The organism is Kitasatospora purpeofusca (genome assembly GCF_036010405.1).
GTDB classification, from domain to species: Bacteria; Actinomycetota; Actinomycetes; order Streptomycetales; family Streptomycetaceae; genus Kitasatospora; species Kitasatospora purpeofusca.
Map to the genome: position 1 here is coordinate 6,657,424 of NZ_CP108561.1, position 16,573 is coordinate 6,673,996.

The window sequence follows — 16,573 nt, forward strand, 5'->3', positions numbered from 1 at the left end:
AGACGTGAGCGACAACTCGGTAGTACTGCGGTACCAGGACGGCGAGTACGAGTACCCCGTCGTCGAGAGCACTGCGGGCAACGCCGGCTTCGACATCTCGAAGCTGCTCCCGCAGACCGGCCTGGTCACCCTGGACAACGGCTTCGGCAACACCGCCGCCTACAAGTCCGCGATCACTTTCGTGGACGGTGACAACGGCATCCTGCGGTACCGCGGTTACCCGATCGAGCAGCTCGCCGCCAAGGGTGACTTCATCGAGACCGCCTACCTGCTGATCAACGGCGAGCTGCCGAACGCGGTCCAGCTGGCGGAGTTCAAGCGCGAGATCACCCAGCACACCCTGCTGCACGAGGACGTCAAGCGCTTCTTCCAGGGCTTCCCCCGGGACGCCCACCCGATGGCCATGCTGTCCTCGGTGGTCGGCGCGCTGTCGACGTTCTACCCGGAGAGCCACAACCCGTTCGACGCGGCCCAGCGCCACCTGTCGACGGTCCGCCTGCTGGCGAAGCTCCCGACCATCGCGGCGTACGCGTACAAGAAGGCGATGGGCCAGCCCTTCGTCTACCCGCGCAACGACCTGAGCTACGTCGAGAACCTCCTGCGGATGACCTTCGCGGTCCCGGCCGAGGACTACGAGCTCAACCCGGTCATCGTCAACGCGCTGGACAAGCTGCTGATCCTGCACGCGGACCACGAGCAGAACTGCTCGACCTCCACCGTGCGCCTGGTCGGCTCCAGCCACGCCAACCTGTTCGCCTCGATCTCGGCGGGCATCTCGGCGCTGTGGGGCCCGCTGCACGGCGGCGCCAACCAGGCCGTGCTGGAGATGCTGGAGAGCATCCAGAAGGACGGCGGCGACGTCGACGCCTTCATCGCCAAGGTCAAGAACCGCGAGTCCGGCGTCAAGCTGATGGGCTTCGGCCACCGCGTGTACAAGGCCTTCGACCCGCGCGCCGCGCAGGTCAAGCTGCTCGCCCACGAGGTGCTCGCGCAGCTCGGCAAGTCGGACGAGCTGCTGGAGATCGCGCTCAAGCTGGAGGAGCACGCGCTCAAGGACGACTTCTTCGTCTCGCGCAAGCTCTACCCGAACGTGGACTTCTACACCGGTCTGATCTACCGCGCCATGGGCTTCCCGACCAGCATGTTCACCGTGCTGTTCGCCCTCGGCCGGCTGCCGGGCTGGATCGCCCACTGGCACGAGATGATCAACGACCCGACCAGCCGGATCGGCCGTCCGCGCCAGATCTACACCGGCGTGGAGATCCGCGACTACGTCGAGATCGACGCCCGCTGACGCTGACGCCAAGCGCACGCCCTGACACCGTGCCACGAGGGCCCGGCCGCACTTCTGCGGCCGGGCCCTCGGTCTTCGGTCCTCCATGTCCGGCGCACGACTCCGGGGGCGGCTGCGGGCCCGGGACGGCCGCTCAAAGCGTCCCCGGCCCCGCCACACCCCGGCGTCGTGCGCGAAGGCCGCCAACCTCGGCGACCGACCCGGGGCCCGCCGGAGCCCCGTCGGCGACAGTGGTGGCCACGCGTCGACGTTATGCCGTTCGCCACGTCTTCGCCCACCGGAAAAACTGCCGCACTACCAACCTAAGACGTATCAGCGTGCGAGAAGTTACGCCCGGGGGGTGTGAGCTGCCTCTCGCCACGCTCCGTGTGCGTGCGGTACCGGCTCCATACCACACCTTCCGCCGACGGCGACGTCACCCTCCCCGCAGTCACGGCAACCGAGCGTGATAGGAATCGTGGCATTCCGGTACGGACCGCCCCGCACCTAGCAGCGTGGCGGCGGAGCTGGGGAGGGAGTGCGCAGATGACCAGGAACGTGGTTGTCACCGGCGGTGGCACGGGGATCGGGTACGAGGTGGCGCGGCGGTTCGCCGAGGCCGGCGAACAGGTCGTGATCGTCGGCCGGCGGCGTGCGGTGCTGGAGGAGGCCGCCGCCACGTTCGGGCCGAACGTCACCCCGCTGGTCTGCGACCTCGCCGATCCGGACGCCGTGGAGTCCGCGCTCGCCGAGCTTCCCGAGCGGATCGACGTGCTGGTGAACAACGCCGGCAGCCGGGAGACCGTGATCGGCGCCGGGCCGCACGCCCTGCTGGCCCGTTGGCGGGGCGACTTCGAGCGCAATGTCCTGACCGTGGTGCTGCTCACCGAGTCGATCCGGGACCGGCTGACCCCGGGCTCCGGCCGGGTGGTCACCATCAGCTCGATCGCGGCGCTGCGCGGTGCGGGCTCGTACGGGGCGGCGAAGGCCTCCCTGCACGCCTGGAACAACTTCCTGGCCGCCCAGCTCGGCACCTCGGGCATCACGGCCAACATCGTCGCCCCGGGCACGGTGGCGGGTACCGAGTTCTTCGGGCCGAGGCTGGACGAGGCCGAGGTCTCCCGCCGGGCGGCCCGCACGCTGCTCGGGCGGATCGGGGAGACCGGCGAGGTGGCGGCGGCGGTGCAGTTCCTGGCCTCGCCGGAGGCCGGGTTCATCACCGGGGAGATCCTGCACTGCAACGGCGGCGAGCTGCTCGGCCGCTGAGGGCCGCCGGGTGCCACTGAACGGTCGAGGGCCCGTACCGCAGACGCGGTACGGGCCCTCGACCGTCCCGGGAGTGCTCCTGGAGCGCTAACCGGCCTGGAAGGTGCGGAGCCGGAGGCTGTTGGTGAGCACGAAGACCGAGGAGAAGGCCATCGTGGCGCCGGCGATCATCGGGTTGAGCAGTCCGGCGGCGGCCAGGGGGATCGCGGCGACGTTGTAGCCGAAGGCCCAGAAGAGGTTGCCCTTGATGGTGCCGAGGGTTCTGCGGGAGAGGCGGATGGCGTCGGCGGCGGAGCGCAGGTCGCCGCGGACCAGGGTGAGGTCGCTGGCCTCGATGGCGGCGTCGGTGCCGGTGCCCATGGCGAGGCCGAGGTCGGCCTGCGCGAGCGCGGCGGCGTCGTTGACGCCGTCGCCGACCATCGCGACGATCCGGCCCTCGGCCTGGAGGATCTCCACGGTGGCGACCTTGTCCTCGGGCAGTACCTCGGCGTGGACGTCCTCCGCGGGGATACCGATCTCGGCGGCGACGGCTTCGGCGACGGTGCGGTTGTCGCCGGTGAGCAGGACGGGGCGCAGGCCGAGGGCGCGCAGTTCGGCGACGGCCCGGGCGCTGGTGGGTCGGACGGCGTCGGCGATCTCCAGGACGGCGCGGGCGGCGCCGTCCCAGCCGACGGCGACGGCGGTCCGTCCGGCGGCCTCGGCGGCCCGCTTGGCCCCGGCGAGCTCCGACGGCAGGGGCTGCGCCCGCTCGGCGAGCAGGGCCTCGCGTCCGACGACGACCGCGTGGCCGTCCACGACACCCCGGACGCCGAGGCCGGGGTGGTTCTCGAAGTTCTCGACGGGGGGCAGGGTGCCGAGGCGTTCGGCGGCGGCGGTGGCGATGGCGGCGGCGACGGGGTGTTCGGAGGCGTGTTCGAGGGCGCCGGCGAGGCGCAGGGCCTCGTCCTCGGTGGTGCCGCGGGCGGTGCGGACGGCGAGCAGGGTCATCCGGCCGGTGGTGACGGTGCCGGTCTTGTCGAGGACGACGGTGTCGACCCGGCGGGTGTTCTCCAGGACCTCGGGGCCCTTGATGAGGATGCCGAGCTGGGCACCGCGGCCGGTGCCGACCATCAGGGCCGTCGGAGTGGCCAGGCCGAGGGCGCACGGGCAGGCGATGATCAGCACCGCCACCGCGGCGGTGAACGCCTCGGTCGCGCTGTCGGTGGCCAGCAGCCAGGCGGTCAGGGTGCCGAGCGCGATCAGGATGACCACCGGTACGAACACGGCGGAGATCCGGTCGGCGAGGCGCTGGGCGGCGGCCTTGCCGTTCTGGGCGTCCTCGACGAGCTGTGCCATCCGGGCGAGCCGGGTGTCGGCGCCGACCCGGGCGGCCTCCACCACGAGCCGGCCGCCGGCGTTGACGGTGGCGCCGGTGACGGTGTCGCCGACGGCGACCTCGACCGGCACGGACTCGCCGGTCAGCATCGAGGCGTCCACGGCCGAGGCGCCCTCGACCACCACGCCGTCCGTCGCGATCTTCTCCCCGGGACGGACCACGAAGCGGGTGCCGACGGTGAGCCGGTCGACCGGCAGCCGCACCTCGCGGCCGCCCTGGAGCACGGCGACGTCCTTGGCCCCGAGGTCCAGCAGGGCGTGCAGCGCGGCCCCGGCGCGGCGCTTGGAGCGGGCCTCCAGGTAGCGGCCCAGCAGGATCAGCACGGTGACGGCGGAGGCCGTCTCCAGGTAGAGCATGGACGAGGCGTCGGTGTCGCCGACCGAGAGGGAGAACTCGTGCCGCATGCCGGGCATACCGGCGTCGCCCCAGAAGAGCGCCCAGAAGGACCAGCCGAAGGCGGCCAGGGTGCCGAGCGAGACCAGGGTGTCCATGGTCGCGGCGCCGTGCTTGAGGTTGGTCCAGGCGGCCCGGTGGAACTGCAGGCCGCCGTACACCACGACGGGGCCGGTGAGGGCGAAGGCCAGCCACTGCCAGTTGGTGAACTGGAGCGCCGGGACCATCGACCAGAGGACCACGGGCAGGCTGAGCACGGCGCTGACGAGCAGCCGGTCGAGCAGGGGGTCGGCGGCCGGTCCGGCGGCGGTCCCGGCGGGCGCCTCGGCCGGGACGGAGGCCACGGGCGGGGGCGGGGGTTCGGCGGTGTAGCCGGTGGCCTCGACGGTGGCGATCAGGTCGGCCACGCTGACGTCCGGCCCGAAGTCGACCCTGGCCTTCTCGGTGGCGTAGTTGACGGTGGCCTCGACGCCGTCCATCCGGTTGAGCTTCTTCTCGATCCGGGCGGCGCAGGCGGCGCAGGTCATGCCGCCGATCGACAGTTCCACGCGCTCGCGGACGGCGGTCGGTCCCGCCGGGCCGGCTATGGCGCTCGTCGCCTCCGGGGAGGTGGAGCCCGGGGTGGAGGTGCTCATGTGCTGATCAGCTCCTAGGAGAGGGCGCGGCGGGGGGTGCGGGGTGCGGTCGCGGGCCCCCGCCGCGCGGCGGGGGCTCTCAGGCCGAGCGGCCGACCAGCTCGTAGCCGGCCTCGTCGACGGCGGCGCGGACCAGCTCGTCGTCCAGCTGGTCGCTGGTGGAGACGGTGACGGTACCGGCCTTGGCGTCGGCGGAGACCTCCGTCACCCCGGCGAGACCGGAGAGCTCCTTGCTCACCGAGTTCTCGCAGTGTCCGCAGCTCATGCCGGTCACGGTGTAGGTGATGGTGCTGGACATCGGGGCCTCCGAAAGATCGGTACGGCCGCGAGCGTACGCCCGGGCCCTGCTCTTGGGAACACCATACCCTTGGGGGGTATTCCGTACGAGTGCGGATGGTGTGGTGTGGATCGCATTCCGTTTGTCGCGCCGCGCACGGCCGGAACGTTTTCCGAGAGCAGAGCGTAGGCGTCCGGACACGCTGCGCTCGAATCCGCGCCGTGGTGCGGGCGGATTCGCGTGCGGCGGGCCCGAAAGGTTGTCGCCGGGGGCCGTCCGGGTGGGGCCCCTCCCAGTAGTCGGGCGGCGGGCCGTTCTGGTTCGATCCGGAACGGGGCGGATCGGAGCAGGGGGAGGGCAGGCAGGAGGGCAGGCAGGAGGGCGGGCGGGAGCGGGGGCTCAGAGCGGGGCGGACGGGAGCTGGGTCGGGATCGGGGACCGCCGGTCGCCGCGGACCAGCAGGCGCAGCCAGTACAGACCGCCGAGCGCGACCAGGACCAGCCCGGCCGTGTCGTACAGGGTGTAGAGGTGGACCTGCTCGGTGGTCGGGCTCGGCAGGCGGCCGAGCTCGAACAGGGCGCGCTGCCAGTCGGCGGAGGTGCTCCGGGCCACCAGCCAGACCGCGATGCCGCTCATCGAGTCCCAGAGCGCGTGCAGCGTCGAGACACCCAGGTAGGTCAGCAGGACCGCCGGGGTGAGGCGGAACCGGCCGCCGCGCCGCTCGCGGAACAGCACGCCGCCGAGCAGCGCCGTCCACAGGATGTGCCCGACCGGGGCCAGGACGCCGCGCAGGATCTCGGTCTCCACCAGGTTGCGCAGCGAGAGCCCGTCGGTGGTGAGCACGGCGTTGAAGGCGTATCCGGCGCTCTCGAAGGCGGCGAAGCCGGCGCCGACGGTGGCACCCAGTACCAGGCCGTAGCGCAGGCCGCTCACCCGCAGCCGGCGGCTGACCAGGACCAGGGCGGTCAGCTTGGCCGCCTCCTCGATCAGGCCGACGCCGAGGTGCGTCCAGGCGGAGGGGGAGAGCAGGCAGGTCTCCAGGACGGAGGCGCCGAGTACGCCGATGAGGCCGCCGATGCCGAAGCAGCCGAGGATCCGGTCGGCGCCGAGGCCGGTGGCGTGGCGTTCGTAGGCCCGGGTCGCCACGGTGACCGGGACGAGGAAGCTGCCGAGCAGGACGATCGTCGGCACCAGGTTGCTGTTGCCGGTGAGGAAGGTGACGGCGACGGTCGCGATCCACGGCAGCAGTCCGCCGAGGAGGATCCGGGGCCACTGGGCGGGGCGGGCCGAGGGGCGGACGGACCGGGCGGAGAGGTGGGGGGTGTTGCGGTATCCGGACACCGGTGAGGGCTCCCTTGTGTGATCCGCTTTCGTCGCACTGTATGACGAATCAGGTGCTTTGGTACCTTTTGGCACAGTCCGTGGAGTGACGGTGCCCGCGTCCGGGGGGTGCGCCCGCGTTCCGGGGCGCGGGGGCCGGGGCGGGTCGGGGCGGATCGGGGCTCGGGGTGGGTCGGGGTGCGGGGGTGGGCGGGTTGATCGTCCGTTATGTTCGATATGTGTTCCCGATCCGTCGAGCCCAGTCGCCGTCCGATCCGACCGGCGCCGGGCAGCCGCCGGCCCGGCGGCGCGGCGCGCTGCTCGCCGTCGACCTGCTCGACATCCCGTTCTGGCGCCGGGCCTCGCCCGCCCTGCTCGCGATCGTGCTGGTCGGGCTCGCGGACCTCTACTCCGGCCGGGACCGCTACCTCGCGCCCCTGATGACGGTCGTCCCCAGCATCGCCGCGCTCACCCTGCGGCCGCTCGAACTGCTCGGCGTCTGCTGGCTCGGCCTGCTCGCCGTCTTCGGCCTCAGCCACTACGACGAGGTCGACACCATCAACGACGCCCGCTTCCTCTGGGGCGCGATGATCAGCTACCTGCTGCTCACCGTCTTCTCCGCCTGGGTCGCCAGGATCAGGATGCGCCGGGCCGCCGCCTTCGCCGCGGTCAGCTCCGTCGCGGAGGCCGCGCAGCGGGCCCTGCTGCGGCTGCCCGGCCCGGTCGTGGGGCCGCTGCGCCTCGCCGTCCGGTACGTCTCCGCCGCCGACGCCTCCAGGATCGGCGGGGACCTCTACTCCGTCCTGGAGACCCCGCACGGCACCCGGGTCGCCGTCGGCGACGTGCGCGGCAAGGGGCTCGGCGCGGTGCAGACCGCCGCCGTGGTGCTCGGCGCCTTCCGCGAGGCCGCGTACGACGAGGCCGGGCTGCGCGGGGTGGCCGCCAGGATCGAGGCCAGTGTGGAGCGGCACGTGCCGGACGGCGAGTTCACCACCGCGCTGTTCGCCGAGTTCCGCCGACCCGGTGTGGTGGAACTGCTGCAGTGCGGGCACGTCCCGCCGATCCGGGTCGACCCGGACGGCCTGGCGCACGTGCTGGACGCCCCCGACCCCTGGGTGCCGCTCGGCCTCGGCCGACTGGCCTTCGGCGAGCCGAGCACCTGGGACCAGGCGTTCGGGATCGAGGACGTGCTGGTGCTGTGCACCGACGGCGTGATCGAGGCCAGGCACCGGGACAGCGGCGAGTTCTACCCGCTGGCGGAGCGGGTGGGGCCGCTGGTGCGCGGCGCGGCCCGCTCCGCCGCCGAGCTGGAGGCGGCCGTCGGCCGGGTCTACGCCGACCTGCTCGCGCACACCGGGGGCGAGCTGCGGGACGACGCGCTGCTGCTGCTCGTCACCCGCACCGACCCGGTCTGGACGGTGCAGCCCTAGCCGGGGTTCGGGTCTACTCCTCGGCCGCCCAGGTGGCGGTGGTCTCGGCCAGGGCCTGGAAGAGCAGGGCGGTGGAGCGGGCGCCCGGGTCCTGGTGGCCGACGCTGCGCGGGCCGAGGTAGGAGGCGCGGCCCTTGCGGGCCTGGAGCGGGACGGTGTCCAGGGCGCCCCGCTCGGCGCCCCCGGCCGCCGCCGCGGCGGCCTCCGGCAGTCCGGCCCCGGCGGCCACCGCCTCGCGGTAGGCGTCCAGAGCGGGCGTCCAGGCGTCCACGAGGGTCTTGTCCCCCGGCGCGGCCCGGCCGAGGTCCCGGACCGCCCGCAGTCCGGCGGCCAGCGCCTCGCCCAGCCCGGCCGCGTCGGCGGGCGGCTGTCCGGGCGGCGGCAGCGCGGCGCCGATCGCACGGAAGGCCTTGCCGTAGAGCGGGCCGGAGGCGCCGCCGACCTTGGAGATCAGGGTGGTGCCGGTCCTGGTCAGCAGCGCGCCGGGGCCGCCGTCCGGCGCGGGCGCGTCCGGGCCGGACGGACCGTCCGCGCTGTCCAGGACGGCCAGGACGGCGGTGAAGCCGCGTCGCAGATTGCTGCCGTGGTCACCGTCGCCGATCGCCGAGTCCAGCTCGGTGAGGTGCTCGTGCTCCCGCTCGACCGCCGCGGCGATCGCGCGGACCCAGTCCTCGGCGAGACGGGTGTCGACGTCCATGCGGATGGCTCCTTCGGGTCGTTCGGCCGGGGTGGGCGGTGGGTTCAGGCGCGCTTGAGGGCCGGGGTGTCCACCGGGGCGTCCCACAGCTCCAGCAGCTGCGCGTCGGCCTTGGTGAGGGTGAGCGAGAAGCCCGCCATGTCCAGGCTGGTCACATAGTTGCCGACCAGGCTGCGGGCCACCGTGATCCCGTGCTCGGCCAGCCGGGCGGCGACCTCGCCGAACACGATGTACAGCTCCAGCAGTGGCGTCCCGCCCAGCCCGTTGACCAGGGCGATCACCTCGTCCCCGGCGGTCAGGTGGTGGTCGGTGAGGATCGTCGACACCACCTCGGCGACCAGTTCGTGGGCCGGGCGGAGCTTCTCCCGGCGGCGGCCCGGCTCCCCGTGGATGCCGACGCCGACCTCGATCTCGTCCTCGGCCAGCTCGAAGCCGGGCTTTCCCGCCGCCGGGACGGTCGCCCCGGTCAGCGCGATCGCGAACGAGCGGGAGGCCGCGTTCACCCGCTCGCCCAGGGCGGCCACCGCGTCCAGCGGCGCGCCGCGCTCGGCCAGCGCGCCCGCGATCTTCTCCACCGCCACCGTCGCGCCGGTGCCGCGCCGGCCGGCCGTCCAGGTGGAGTCCTCCACCGCGACGTCGTCGTTGACCAGCACGGTGCGGACCTCGATGCCCCGCTCGGCGGCCAGCTCCGCGGCGAGCTCGAAGTTCATCACGTCACCGGTGTAGTTCTTGACCACGAACACCACCCCGGCGCCGGAGTCCACGGCCTCGGCGGCGGCCAGCACCTGGTCCGGGACGGGCGAGGTGAAGACCTCGCCGGGGCAGGCCGCGTCCAGCATGCCGGGGCCCACGAAGCCGCCGTGCAGCGGTTCGTGCCCCGACCCGCCGCCGGACACCAGGCCCACCTTGGGGGCCGGCGGCCGCACCGCTCGGGTGATCACCCGGTTGACGAGGTCCACCGCCAGCTCCGGATGGGCGGCGGCCACTCCGGCCAGCGCGTCCTCCAGGACGGTCTCCGCGCTGTTGATGAGCTTCTTCACGGTCTACGCGCTCCCCTCGGCCGACGGTGCTGACCCGACGCTGACGCTACGCCGGAGGGGCCTCCGGCGTCCCGGAACCGGCCCGCCGCCCGCTCCCTCACCCGTTCGGAGCAACACGCGGGCGTTCCGGCCCGGCTCCGCCGGCAGCGCCTAGGGTCGGGGCATGAGTGGACACGTGGGCATCGTCCTGGTCTCGCACAGCGCCGCGCTGGCCGGGGGGCTGAGGGAACTGCTGGGGGAGCTCGCCTCGGCCGAGGTGCGGGTGGTGGTGGCGGCCGGGACCGAGGACGGCGGGCTCGGCACAAGCTACGAGCTGATCGCCCGGGCCGTGGTGGCGGCGGACTCCGGGGCGGGGGCCGTGGTGCTGCCGGACCTCGGCAGCTCGGTGCTGACGGCGCGGACCGTGCTGGAGGACGAGCCCCGCCCCGGGGTCGTGCTGGTCGACGCGCCGTTCGTGGAGGGCGCCGTCGCCGCCGCGGTGACCGCCTCGACCGGGGCCGCGCTGGCCGAGGTGGTCGCCGCCGCCGAGGAGGCGCGAGGCTTCCGCAAGCTGTGAGCCCCGGCGTCGGCGGCAGCAGCTGCCTCGGCTACTTGGCGTCGGCGTAGCACTCCACCACGGCGGTGCTCAGCGGGAAGCGGACCGGGGTCTCGCCGAAGACCAGCCGCCGGGCCTCGTCCGCCGCCGCGTCGACCGCCGCCGCCACCTCGTCCGCCAGATTGGCCGGGGTGTGCACCATCACCTCGTCGTGCTGGAAGAACACCAGGTGCGGGCGGTCCGCCGCCGAGGCCACCGGCAGCTCGGCCAGCCGGCGCCGCAGCGCGGCCAGCAGCGCCAGCGCCCAGTCCGCCGCACTGGCCTGGATGACGAAGTTGCGGGTGAACCGGCCCCGGGAGCGGGCCCGGCGCCCGCCCTCCTCGCCACCGGCCTCGCCCGCCTCGGTCAGGTCGAGGAAGTCGGCCGAGGCGGGCGGGCACGGACGGCCCAGCCGGGAGGCCACCACACCGCCGTCCTCGCCGGTGCGGGCGGCCGCCTCGACGTAGCCCATCGCGGCCGGGTAGCGGGTGCGCAGGGTCGCCAGCAGTGGGCCGATGTCGCCGCTGGTCTGGCCGTACATGGCGCCGAGCAGGCCGAGCTTGGCCTTGTCCCGGTCGCCCTGGAAGGCGGAGGCGGCGAGCGCCTCGTACAGGTCCCCGCCGGCGGCGGTGCGGGCCAGCCCGGTGTCCTGGGAGAGCGCGGCGAGGACCCGGGGCTCCAGCTGGGCGGCGTCGGCGACCACCAGCAGCCGGCCCGGGTCGGCGACCACGGCACGGCGCAGGATGCGCGGGATCTGCAGCGCCCCGCCGCCGCGGCTGGCCCAGCGGCCGGAGACCACACCGCCGACCACGTACTCGGGGCGGAACCGGCCGTCGCGCACCCAGGCGTCCTGCCAGGCCCAGCCGTGGGCCACATGGAGCCGGGACAGCTCCTTGTAGCGGACCAGCACCCGGGCCGCCGGGTGGTCGATCCGCTTCAGCTCCCAGGAGCGGGTGGAGCCGAGCTGGATGCCCGCCTCGGCGAAGGCGCGCAGCACCTGGGCGTGCGAGTCGGGGTTGAACACGCGGCCGCCGAGCGCCTCCCGGAGCTCGGCCGCGAGCTCGGCGAGCACGCGCGGCTGCGCGCCGGCGACGGTCGGGCGGGGGCCGAGCAGCTCGGTGAGCAGCCGGTCGTGAACGTCCGTCCGCCAGGGCAGGCCGTCGTGGCCCATCTCGGCGGCGGACAGCGCGCCCGCCGACTCGGCGGCCACCAGCAGCCGGTACCGGCCCCGGGCCGCCGGGTCGTCGATCGCCGCCAGCCGGCGCTGCTGCTCGGCGTGGACGGCGACCGCGGCGGCCAGCGGGTCGGTGCCGGGCGGCAGCTGGAGCCGGTCGGGGGCGAACAGCGTGTCCTGGCCGTCGTCGGCCTCCGCGGAGCCGGGCTCGGGCAGGTCGGCGGGCACCGGCAGGCCGCGCAGCCGGGCCCAGGCGGCGCCCAGCGACCGGGGGGCGCCGAACCGGCCCTCGTGGGCGAGCAGCAGCGCCTCGACCAGCCGCAGGTCGTGGCAGCGGGCGAGCCGGCCGGGCAGCCGGGGGAGCAGCGGGTCGTAGCCGGAGTCGGCGGCGGCCCACACCCAGCGCGGGTGCTCGGCGGCCTCCCGCCCGGCGACGGCGGCGGCGAGGTCGGGCACGGGGACGGGCGGCCCGAGCGGGGTGCCCGCGTCGTCGAGCGGCTGGAGCCGGCCGCCGGGGCCGTGCGGGTCGGGGGCGAGGGCGATCCTGGGTGCCACGGGGCTCCTCCTCTCGTGCGGACGGGGGCCGTCCGGGGGCGTACGGCCGGTCGGTTCCGACGGTAGCGGGAGGGTACGACAACCGGGGCCGCGCCGTTCGGCGGCCGGGCCGGGGCGCGCGGGTCCGGTGCGCGCCGGTGGCCGGGAGGAGGCGTAGGCAGCGCCGATGACACGGCGTAAGGTCGGCGGAATGACCGAGAACCCGTTCTTCAAGGCCAGCACCCTGGCCTACGAACTGCCGCCGTTCGCCGAGATCCGGCCGGCGCACTACCTGCCCGCCTTCGAGCGCGGGATGGCCGAGCAGCTGGCCGAGATCGCCGCGATCACCGCCGATCCGGCGCCGGCGACCGTCGAGAACACCCTGGTCGCGCTGGAGCGCTCGGGGGCGCTGCTGCGCCGGGTCCGCGGGGTCTTCGACAACCACTCCTCCGCCGACACCACCCCCGAGGTCGACCGGATCGACGCGGAGATCAGCCCCCGGCTGGCCGCGCACCGGGACGCGATCCACCTGGACGCCGCGCTGTTCGCCCGGGTCGAGGAGCTGCACGCCCGCCGCGCCGAACTCGACCTGGACCCGGAGTCGCTGCGGCTGCTGGAGCGCCGGTACACCGCGTTCGTCCGGGCGGGGGCCCGGCTGGGTGCCGTGCAGCAGGCCCGGCTGCGCGAGATCAACGCCGAGCTGGCGACCTTCGCCTCGGAGTTCCGCCAGAACGTGTCGGCCGACTCGCAGGCCCGCGCGCTGGTGCTGGACTCCGCCGAGGAGCTGGCCGGCCTCTCCCCGGACGCGATCGCGGCGGCGGCCGAGAACGGCCGCGCGCTCGGGCGCGAGGGCACCTATGTGCTCAGCCTGAAGAACTTCTCCAACCAGACCGAGCTCGCCTCGCTCACCGACCGCTCGGTGCGCGAGCGGCTGCTCACCGCCTCGCTCGGCCGGGCCGCCGGGACCAACGGCCCGCTGGCGATCCGGATGTCCGCGCTGCGCGCCGAGCGGGCCCGTCTGCTCGGGTACGACACCCACGCCGCCTACGTGGTGGCCGACGAGACGGCCGGCACCGTGGAGGCGGTGGACGCGCTGCTCGCCCGGCTGGTGCCGCCGGCCGTGGCCAACGCCCGCCGGGAGGCCGCCGAGCTGGCCAAGGTCGCCGCCGCCGACGGTGTCGAGGAGATCGCCGCCCACGACTGGGCGTACTACTCGGAGCAGGTCCGGCAGTCCTCGTACCAGGTGGACGCGGCGGCGCTGCGCCCGTACTTCGAGCTGGAGCGGGTCCTGCGGGACGGCGTCTTCTTCGCCGCGAACCTGGCCTACGGGGTGAGCTTCACCGAGCGCCCCGACCTGGTCGGCTACCACCCCGATGTGCGGGTCTTCGAGGTGTTCGACGCGGACGGCACCGCGCTCGGCCTGTTCCTCGGCGACTTCCACGCCCGGGTGTCCAAGCGCGGCGGTGCCTGGATGGACGAACTGGTCACCCAGTCCGGGCTGCTGGGGCAGCGGCCGGTGGTCTACAACAACCTGAACATCGCCAAGCCGGCGCCCGGCGAGCCAGTCCTGCTGTCCTGGGACGAGGTGCGCACGCTGTTCCACGAGTTCGGCCACGCGCTGCACGGGCTGTTCTCGGACGTGCGCTTCCCGTACTTCGCGGGCACCGCCGTGCCGCGGGACTTCGTGGAGTTCCCGTCCCAGGTGAACGAGATGTGGATGGTGTGGCCGGAGGTCCTGGCCAACTACGCGCGCCACCACGCCACGGGCGAGCCGCTGCCGGCCGAGCTGGTCGGGCGGATCGAGGCGGCGGAGTCCTTCGGGCAGGGCTTCCGGACCGTCGAGTACCTGGCGGCGGCGCTGCTGGACTGGGCCTGGCACACCCTGCCGGAGGGCCAGGAGGTGGCGGACGCCGAGGAGTTCGAGGCGGCGGCGCTGGCGAAGGCCGGGCTGGCGGTGGCGGCGGTCCCGCCGCGCTACCGGACCACGTACTTCGGGCACATCTTCGCGGGCGGGTACAGCGCGGGCTACTACGCGTACATCTGGTCGGAGGTGCTGGACGCCGACACGGTGGAGTGGTTCAAGGACGGCGGGCGGAGCGTGCGCGAGAGCGGCGAGGTGTTCCGGCGCGAGCTGCTGGCGCGCGGCGACAGCCGGGACGCGCTGGACTCCTTCCGCGCGGTGGTCGGGCGCGACCCGGAGACCGCCCCGCTGCTGGCCCGGCGCGGGCTGCTGTAGCGGGGGTGCCGGTCCGGCGGCGCGGTGTGCGCCGCCGGACCGGCGTCGGGGAACGACCGGGGCTCAGCGCGGTTCGAGGACGACGGCGACCGGAGTGCCCGGGCGGGCGTGCGGGAGCCGGATCCGGGCGTGACCGGCCCGCCCGCCGCTCGGCTGCTCGACCTCGACCAGGGCGCCGGACGGTTGCGTCGTGACGCGTACGCCGGTGGGGAACGCGGCGGCCGGCAGCGCGAGTTCGGTGCTCCGGCCGGTGCCGTCGGCGTTCCAGCGGACGGTGTGCCGGGCGCCGTCCGAGGCGGTCCGGGCGCCCGTACCGGCGGTCGCGACCGGGTACGGGCCGAAGGCCGGCTCCTCGCCCGGGGCGGGCCGCCCGGCCGGGTCGAGCGCGCAGTAGCCGCCGTTGCCCCGGCACCAGTACCAGAGCGTCCAGCCGCCCGCGAAGCCGTCCATCGCCTCGACCTGGCGGCGGACCAGCTGGGTGTTGCCGGGTGTGCGGGAGTTCGGCGGGCCCCACTCGCCGACCAGCACCGGCAGTCGGCGGGCGTTCGGGTACGCGGTGATCGCGGCGGTGTAGCGCTCGACGAAGCCGCCGGCCGGGTCCCAGTCGGCGCCGGACTCGACGGCGGTGTCGTAGAAGTGCGGCGCGTAGCCGAGCCGGGGCGCGCCGGGGCGGGGGTCGGTGAAGCCGGGCAGCCTGGTGGGGACGCCCTGGCCGACCAGGACGGTCGGTTCGACGAACAGCCAGGCGCGGGTGTCGGCCCGGCGCACGGCGGCGATCAGCCGCCGGTACATGGCGGCCAGCCGGCCCTGTTCCAGCTCGGCGGCGGCGCGGGCGAGCACCTCGGGGTCGGCCGGGTCGCCGTCGACCGGGCCGAACGGCTCGTTGAACAGGTCGTAGCCCAGCAGTGAGCGGTGGCCGCGCAGTTCGCGCGCCAGCCGGGTGTAGAAGTCGGCCTGCCAGGCGCGCAGGTCGGGGTCGTCGTAGAGGTGCCGGAAGGCGGCCTGGACGCCGGGCTGGAAGTAGCCGGCGAACCAGTCGTCGGGGTCGGGTTCGAACGGCAGGCCGTCGTCGCGGGTGGCCCAGGGCGGGACGCCGCGGTCCCCGCCGCCGAAGTACGGGCCGTAGACGTCCTGGTGGAGGTCGACCAGGACGAGCAGGCCGGAGCGGTCGGCCGCGTCCAGGAGCCGGTGCAGCCGCCGCAGTTCGGCCGGGTCGAGGCGGCCCCGGGTCGGCTCCAGCCTGGTCCAGGAGACCGGCAGGCGGACCAGGGTGAAGCCCTGGGCGGCGATCGATCCGAGGTCCTGCTCGGTGGCCTCGGCGTACTTGTCGAGGTTGAAGCCGCGCAGCTGGAGCCGGCGGCCGGCGGCGTCGGTGAGGTCGGTGCGGCCGTCCGGGGCGGTGGCGGTACCGGTGGGGAACGCAGGTGCGCGGGACGGGGAGTGGGCCCGGGCCGGAGCGGCGGGCAGGGCGAGGGCGGCGGCGATCAGGAGGGCAACGGCGGTGCGGGGCGGGCGCATCGGGACCTCCGGGGTGGGCGGGGGTGGGGCCCGATGATGCCCGCCGGGTCCGCGCCGCACAAGGGAGCGGTGCGGACGCGAAGCGGAACGTGCCTGCCGGAAAGCGCTGTTGGCGTCCGGTCAGCCGGTCAGCCGGTCAGCCGGTCAGCCGGTGGGGCGGTCCTGGGGATCCGCTGTCGGGGCCGGGGCCGGGGTCGGCGCCGGTCCGGCGGGCAGGGCGGCGGTCGGCAGGTCCGCGGCGGCGGCGAGCCGCCCCCAGAGCAGGTCGGCGAGCGCCTGCACCATCCGGGTGCGCGAGCAGGGCCGGGACTCCAGCCACCAGTCGCCGGCCGCCAGCACCATGCCGGTGATCGCCCGCCCCCAGACCTCGGCGAGCAGTTCGCGGTCGGCGCCGAGGTCGACCTGCCCGGCGACGGCCCGGGTGATCTCCTCGGCGATCTGCCGGAGGGCCGGGGCGAGCGCGTTGCCCGCGCCGCTGGGGTCGCCGGGTTCGGGGTGGGTGAGCAGCCGGTAGACCTGGGGGCGGGACTCGATCCCGGCGAGGTAGGTGTCCAGGACGTGCTCGACCCGGTCGCGGCGTTCCAGCGGTTCGGCCAGCGCGGCCCGGACGGCGGCCAGCAGCCCGCCGGTGTGGCGTTCGGTCAGGGCCCGGATCAGGCCGTTCCGGTCGCCGAAGTGCCGGTAGAGGATCGGCTTGGTGATGCCGGCCTCGGCGGCGATGGCGTTCATGCTCGCGCCCGGGCCCTCGCGCTGGACGACCCGGTCGGCGGCGTTGAGCAGCTGCTCCCGGCGGGGCTCTGGGTCCATGCGCTGTTCCTTCGCTTCCGTGCC

Annotated in this window: 13 protein-coding genes; 5 read left to right on the top strand and 8 right to left on the bottom strand. The window is 74.7% G+C overall.

What is annotated here, in order from left to right; all coding sequences use genetic code 11:
• Positions 1–4 precede the first annotated feature (4 nt).
• Positions 5–1,294, top strand: a complete 1,290-nt coding sequence (locus tag OG715_RS29115) for a citrate synthase (RefSeq protein ID WP_266274313.1) — start codon at positions 5–7, stop codon at positions 1,292–1,294.
• A gap of 525 nt (positions 1,295–1,819) precedes the next feature.
• Positions 1,820–2,539 (top strand): SDR family NAD(P)-dependent oxidoreductase, encoded by a 720-nt coding sequence (locus tag OG715_RS29120; RefSeq protein WP_266274312.1) that lies wholly within the window; start codon positions 1,820–1,822, stop codon positions 2,537–2,539.
• A gap of 87 nt (positions 2,540–2,626) precedes the next feature.
• Here the strand turns inward: OG715_RS29120 and OG715_RS29125 are convergent, their stop codons facing one another.
• The 3 genes from OG715_RS29125 to OG715_RS29135 form a co-directional block, all read right to left on the bottom strand.
• Positions 2,627–4,942 carry a heavy metal translocating P-type ATPase gene (locus tag OG715_RS29125; RefSeq protein ID WP_266274311.1) on the bottom strand — a complete coding sequence of 772 codons (2,316 nt, stop codon included), beginning with the start codon at positions 4,940–4,942 and terminating at the stop codon, positions 2,627–2,629.
• 79 nt (positions 4,943–5,021) lie between these two features.
• Positions 5,022–5,240 carry a heavy-metal-associated domain-containing protein gene (locus OG715_RS29130; RefSeq protein WP_030395102.1) on the bottom strand — a complete coding sequence of 73 codons (219 nt, stop codon included), beginning with the start codon at positions 5,238–5,240 and terminating at the stop codon, positions 5,022–5,024.
• 378 nt (positions 5,241–5,618) lie between these two features.
• Positions 5,619–6,560, bottom strand: coding sequence for a PrsW family glutamic-type intramembrane protease (locus tag OG715_RS29135; protein ID WP_266274310.1), 942 nt, complete (start codon positions 6,558–6,560; stop codon positions 5,619–5,621).
• 218 nt (positions 6,561–6,778) lie between these two features.
• Between OG715_RS29135 and OG715_RS29140 the strand changes: the two genes are divergently transcribed.
• The gene (locus tag OG715_RS29140; protein ID WP_266274309.1) at positions 6,779–7,969 is read left to right on the top strand and encodes a PP2C family protein-serine/threonine phosphatase; all 1,191 of its coding nucleotides are present in this window, start codon (positions 6,779–6,781) and stop codon (positions 7,967–7,969) included.
• Positions 7,970–7,982: 13 nt separating this feature from the next.
• Here the strand turns inward: OG715_RS29140 and dhaL are convergent, their stop codons facing one another.
• On the bottom strand, positions 7,983–8,666 hold the full coding sequence (gene dhaL / locus OG715_RS29145; RefSeq protein WP_266274308.1) for a dihydroxyacetone kinase subunit DhaL: 684 nt from the start codon (positions 8,664–8,666) through the stop codon (positions 7,983–7,985).
• A 44-nt stretch (positions 8,667–8,710) separates the two neighbouring features.
• On the bottom strand, positions 8,711–9,706 hold the full coding sequence (gene dhaK, locus OG715_RS29150; RefSeq protein WP_266274307.1) for a dihydroxyacetone kinase subunit DhaK: 996 nt from the start codon (positions 9,704–9,706) through the stop codon (positions 8,711–8,713).
• A gap of 163 nt (positions 9,707–9,869) precedes the next feature.
• Here dhaK and dhaM point away from each other — a divergent pair, with 163 nt between their 5' ends.
• Positions 9,870–10,262 carry a dihydroxyacetone kinase phosphoryl donor subunit DhaM gene (gene dhaM, locus OG715_RS29155; RefSeq protein ID WP_266274306.1) on the top strand — a complete coding sequence of 131 codons (393 nt, stop codon included), beginning with the start codon at positions 9,870–9,872 and terminating at the stop codon, positions 10,260–10,262.
• Between the two features lie 31 nt (positions 10,263–10,293).
• On the opposite strand, the gene OG715_RS29160 is transcribed toward dhaM, so the two are convergent.
• The gene (locus tag OG715_RS29160) at positions 10,294–12,009 is read right to left on the bottom strand and encodes a bifunctional 3'-5' exonuclease/DNA polymerase (RefSeq protein ID WP_266274305.1); all 1,716 of its coding nucleotides are present in this window, start codon (positions 12,007–12,009) and stop codon (positions 10,294–10,296) included.
• Positions 12,010–12,199: 190 nt separating this feature from the next.
• Here OG715_RS29160 and OG715_RS29165 point away from each other — a divergent pair, with 190 nt between their 5' ends.
• Positions 12,200–14,224 (top strand): M3 family metallopeptidase, encoded by a 2,025-nt coding sequence (locus OG715_RS29165; RefSeq protein ID WP_266274304.1) that lies wholly within the window; start codon positions 12,200–12,202, stop codon positions 14,222–14,224.
• Between the two features lie 63 nt (positions 14,225–14,287).
• Here the strand turns inward: OG715_RS29165 and OG715_RS29170 are convergent, their stop codons facing one another.
• Together OG715_RS29170 and OG715_RS29175 are read right to left on the bottom strand one after the other, a co-directional pair.
• The gene (locus OG715_RS29170; protein WP_266274303.1) at positions 14,288–15,742 is read right to left on the bottom strand and encodes a cellulase family glycosylhydrolase; all 1,455 of its coding nucleotides are present in this window, start codon (positions 15,740–15,742) and stop codon (positions 14,288–14,290) included.
• 144 nt (positions 15,743–15,886) lie between these two features.
• Positions 15,887–16,549 (bottom strand): TetR/AcrR family transcriptional regulator, encoded by a 663-nt coding sequence (locus OG715_RS29175; RefSeq protein ID WP_266274302.1) that lies wholly within the window; start codon positions 16,547–16,549, stop codon positions 15,887–15,889.
• Positions 16,550–16,573: the final 24 nt, after the last annotated feature.

What these genes read in the sequence shown, in the direction of transcription:
- dhaL (WP_266274308.1), bottom strand. Translation starts at nt 8,666, where the DNA reads ATGGACGTCGACACCCGTCTCGCCGAGGACTGGGTCCGCGCGATCGCC.
- OG715_RS29175 (WP_266274302.1), bottom strand. Translation starts at nt 16,549, where the DNA reads ATGGACCCAGAGCCCCGCCGGGAGCAGCTGCTCAACGCCGCCGACCGG.
- OG715_RS29130 (WP_030395102.1), bottom strand. Translation starts at nt 5,240, where the DNA reads ATGTCCAGCACCATCACCTACACCGTGACCGGCATGAGCTGCGGACAC.
- dhaM (WP_266274306.1), top strand. Translation starts at nt 9,870, where the DNA reads ATGAGTGGACACGTGGGCATCGTCCTGGTCTCGCACAGCGCCGCGCTG.
- OG715_RS29125 (WP_266274311.1), bottom strand. Translation starts at nt 4,942, where the DNA reads ATGAGCACCTCCACCCCGGGCTCCACCTCCCCGGAGGCGACGAGCGCC.
- OG715_RS29170 (WP_266274303.1), bottom strand. Translation starts at nt 15,742, where the DNA reads ATGCGCCCGCCCCGCACCGCCGTTGCCCTCCTGATCGCCGCCGCCCTC.
- OG715_RS29120 (WP_266274312.1), top strand. Translation starts at nt 1,820, where the DNA reads ATGACCAGGAACGTGGTTGTCACCGGCGGTGGCACGGGGATCGGGTAC.
- OG715_RS29165 (WP_266274304.1), top strand. Translation starts at nt 12,200, where the DNA reads ATGACCGAGAACCCGTTCTTCAAGGCCAGCACCCTGGCCTACGAACTG.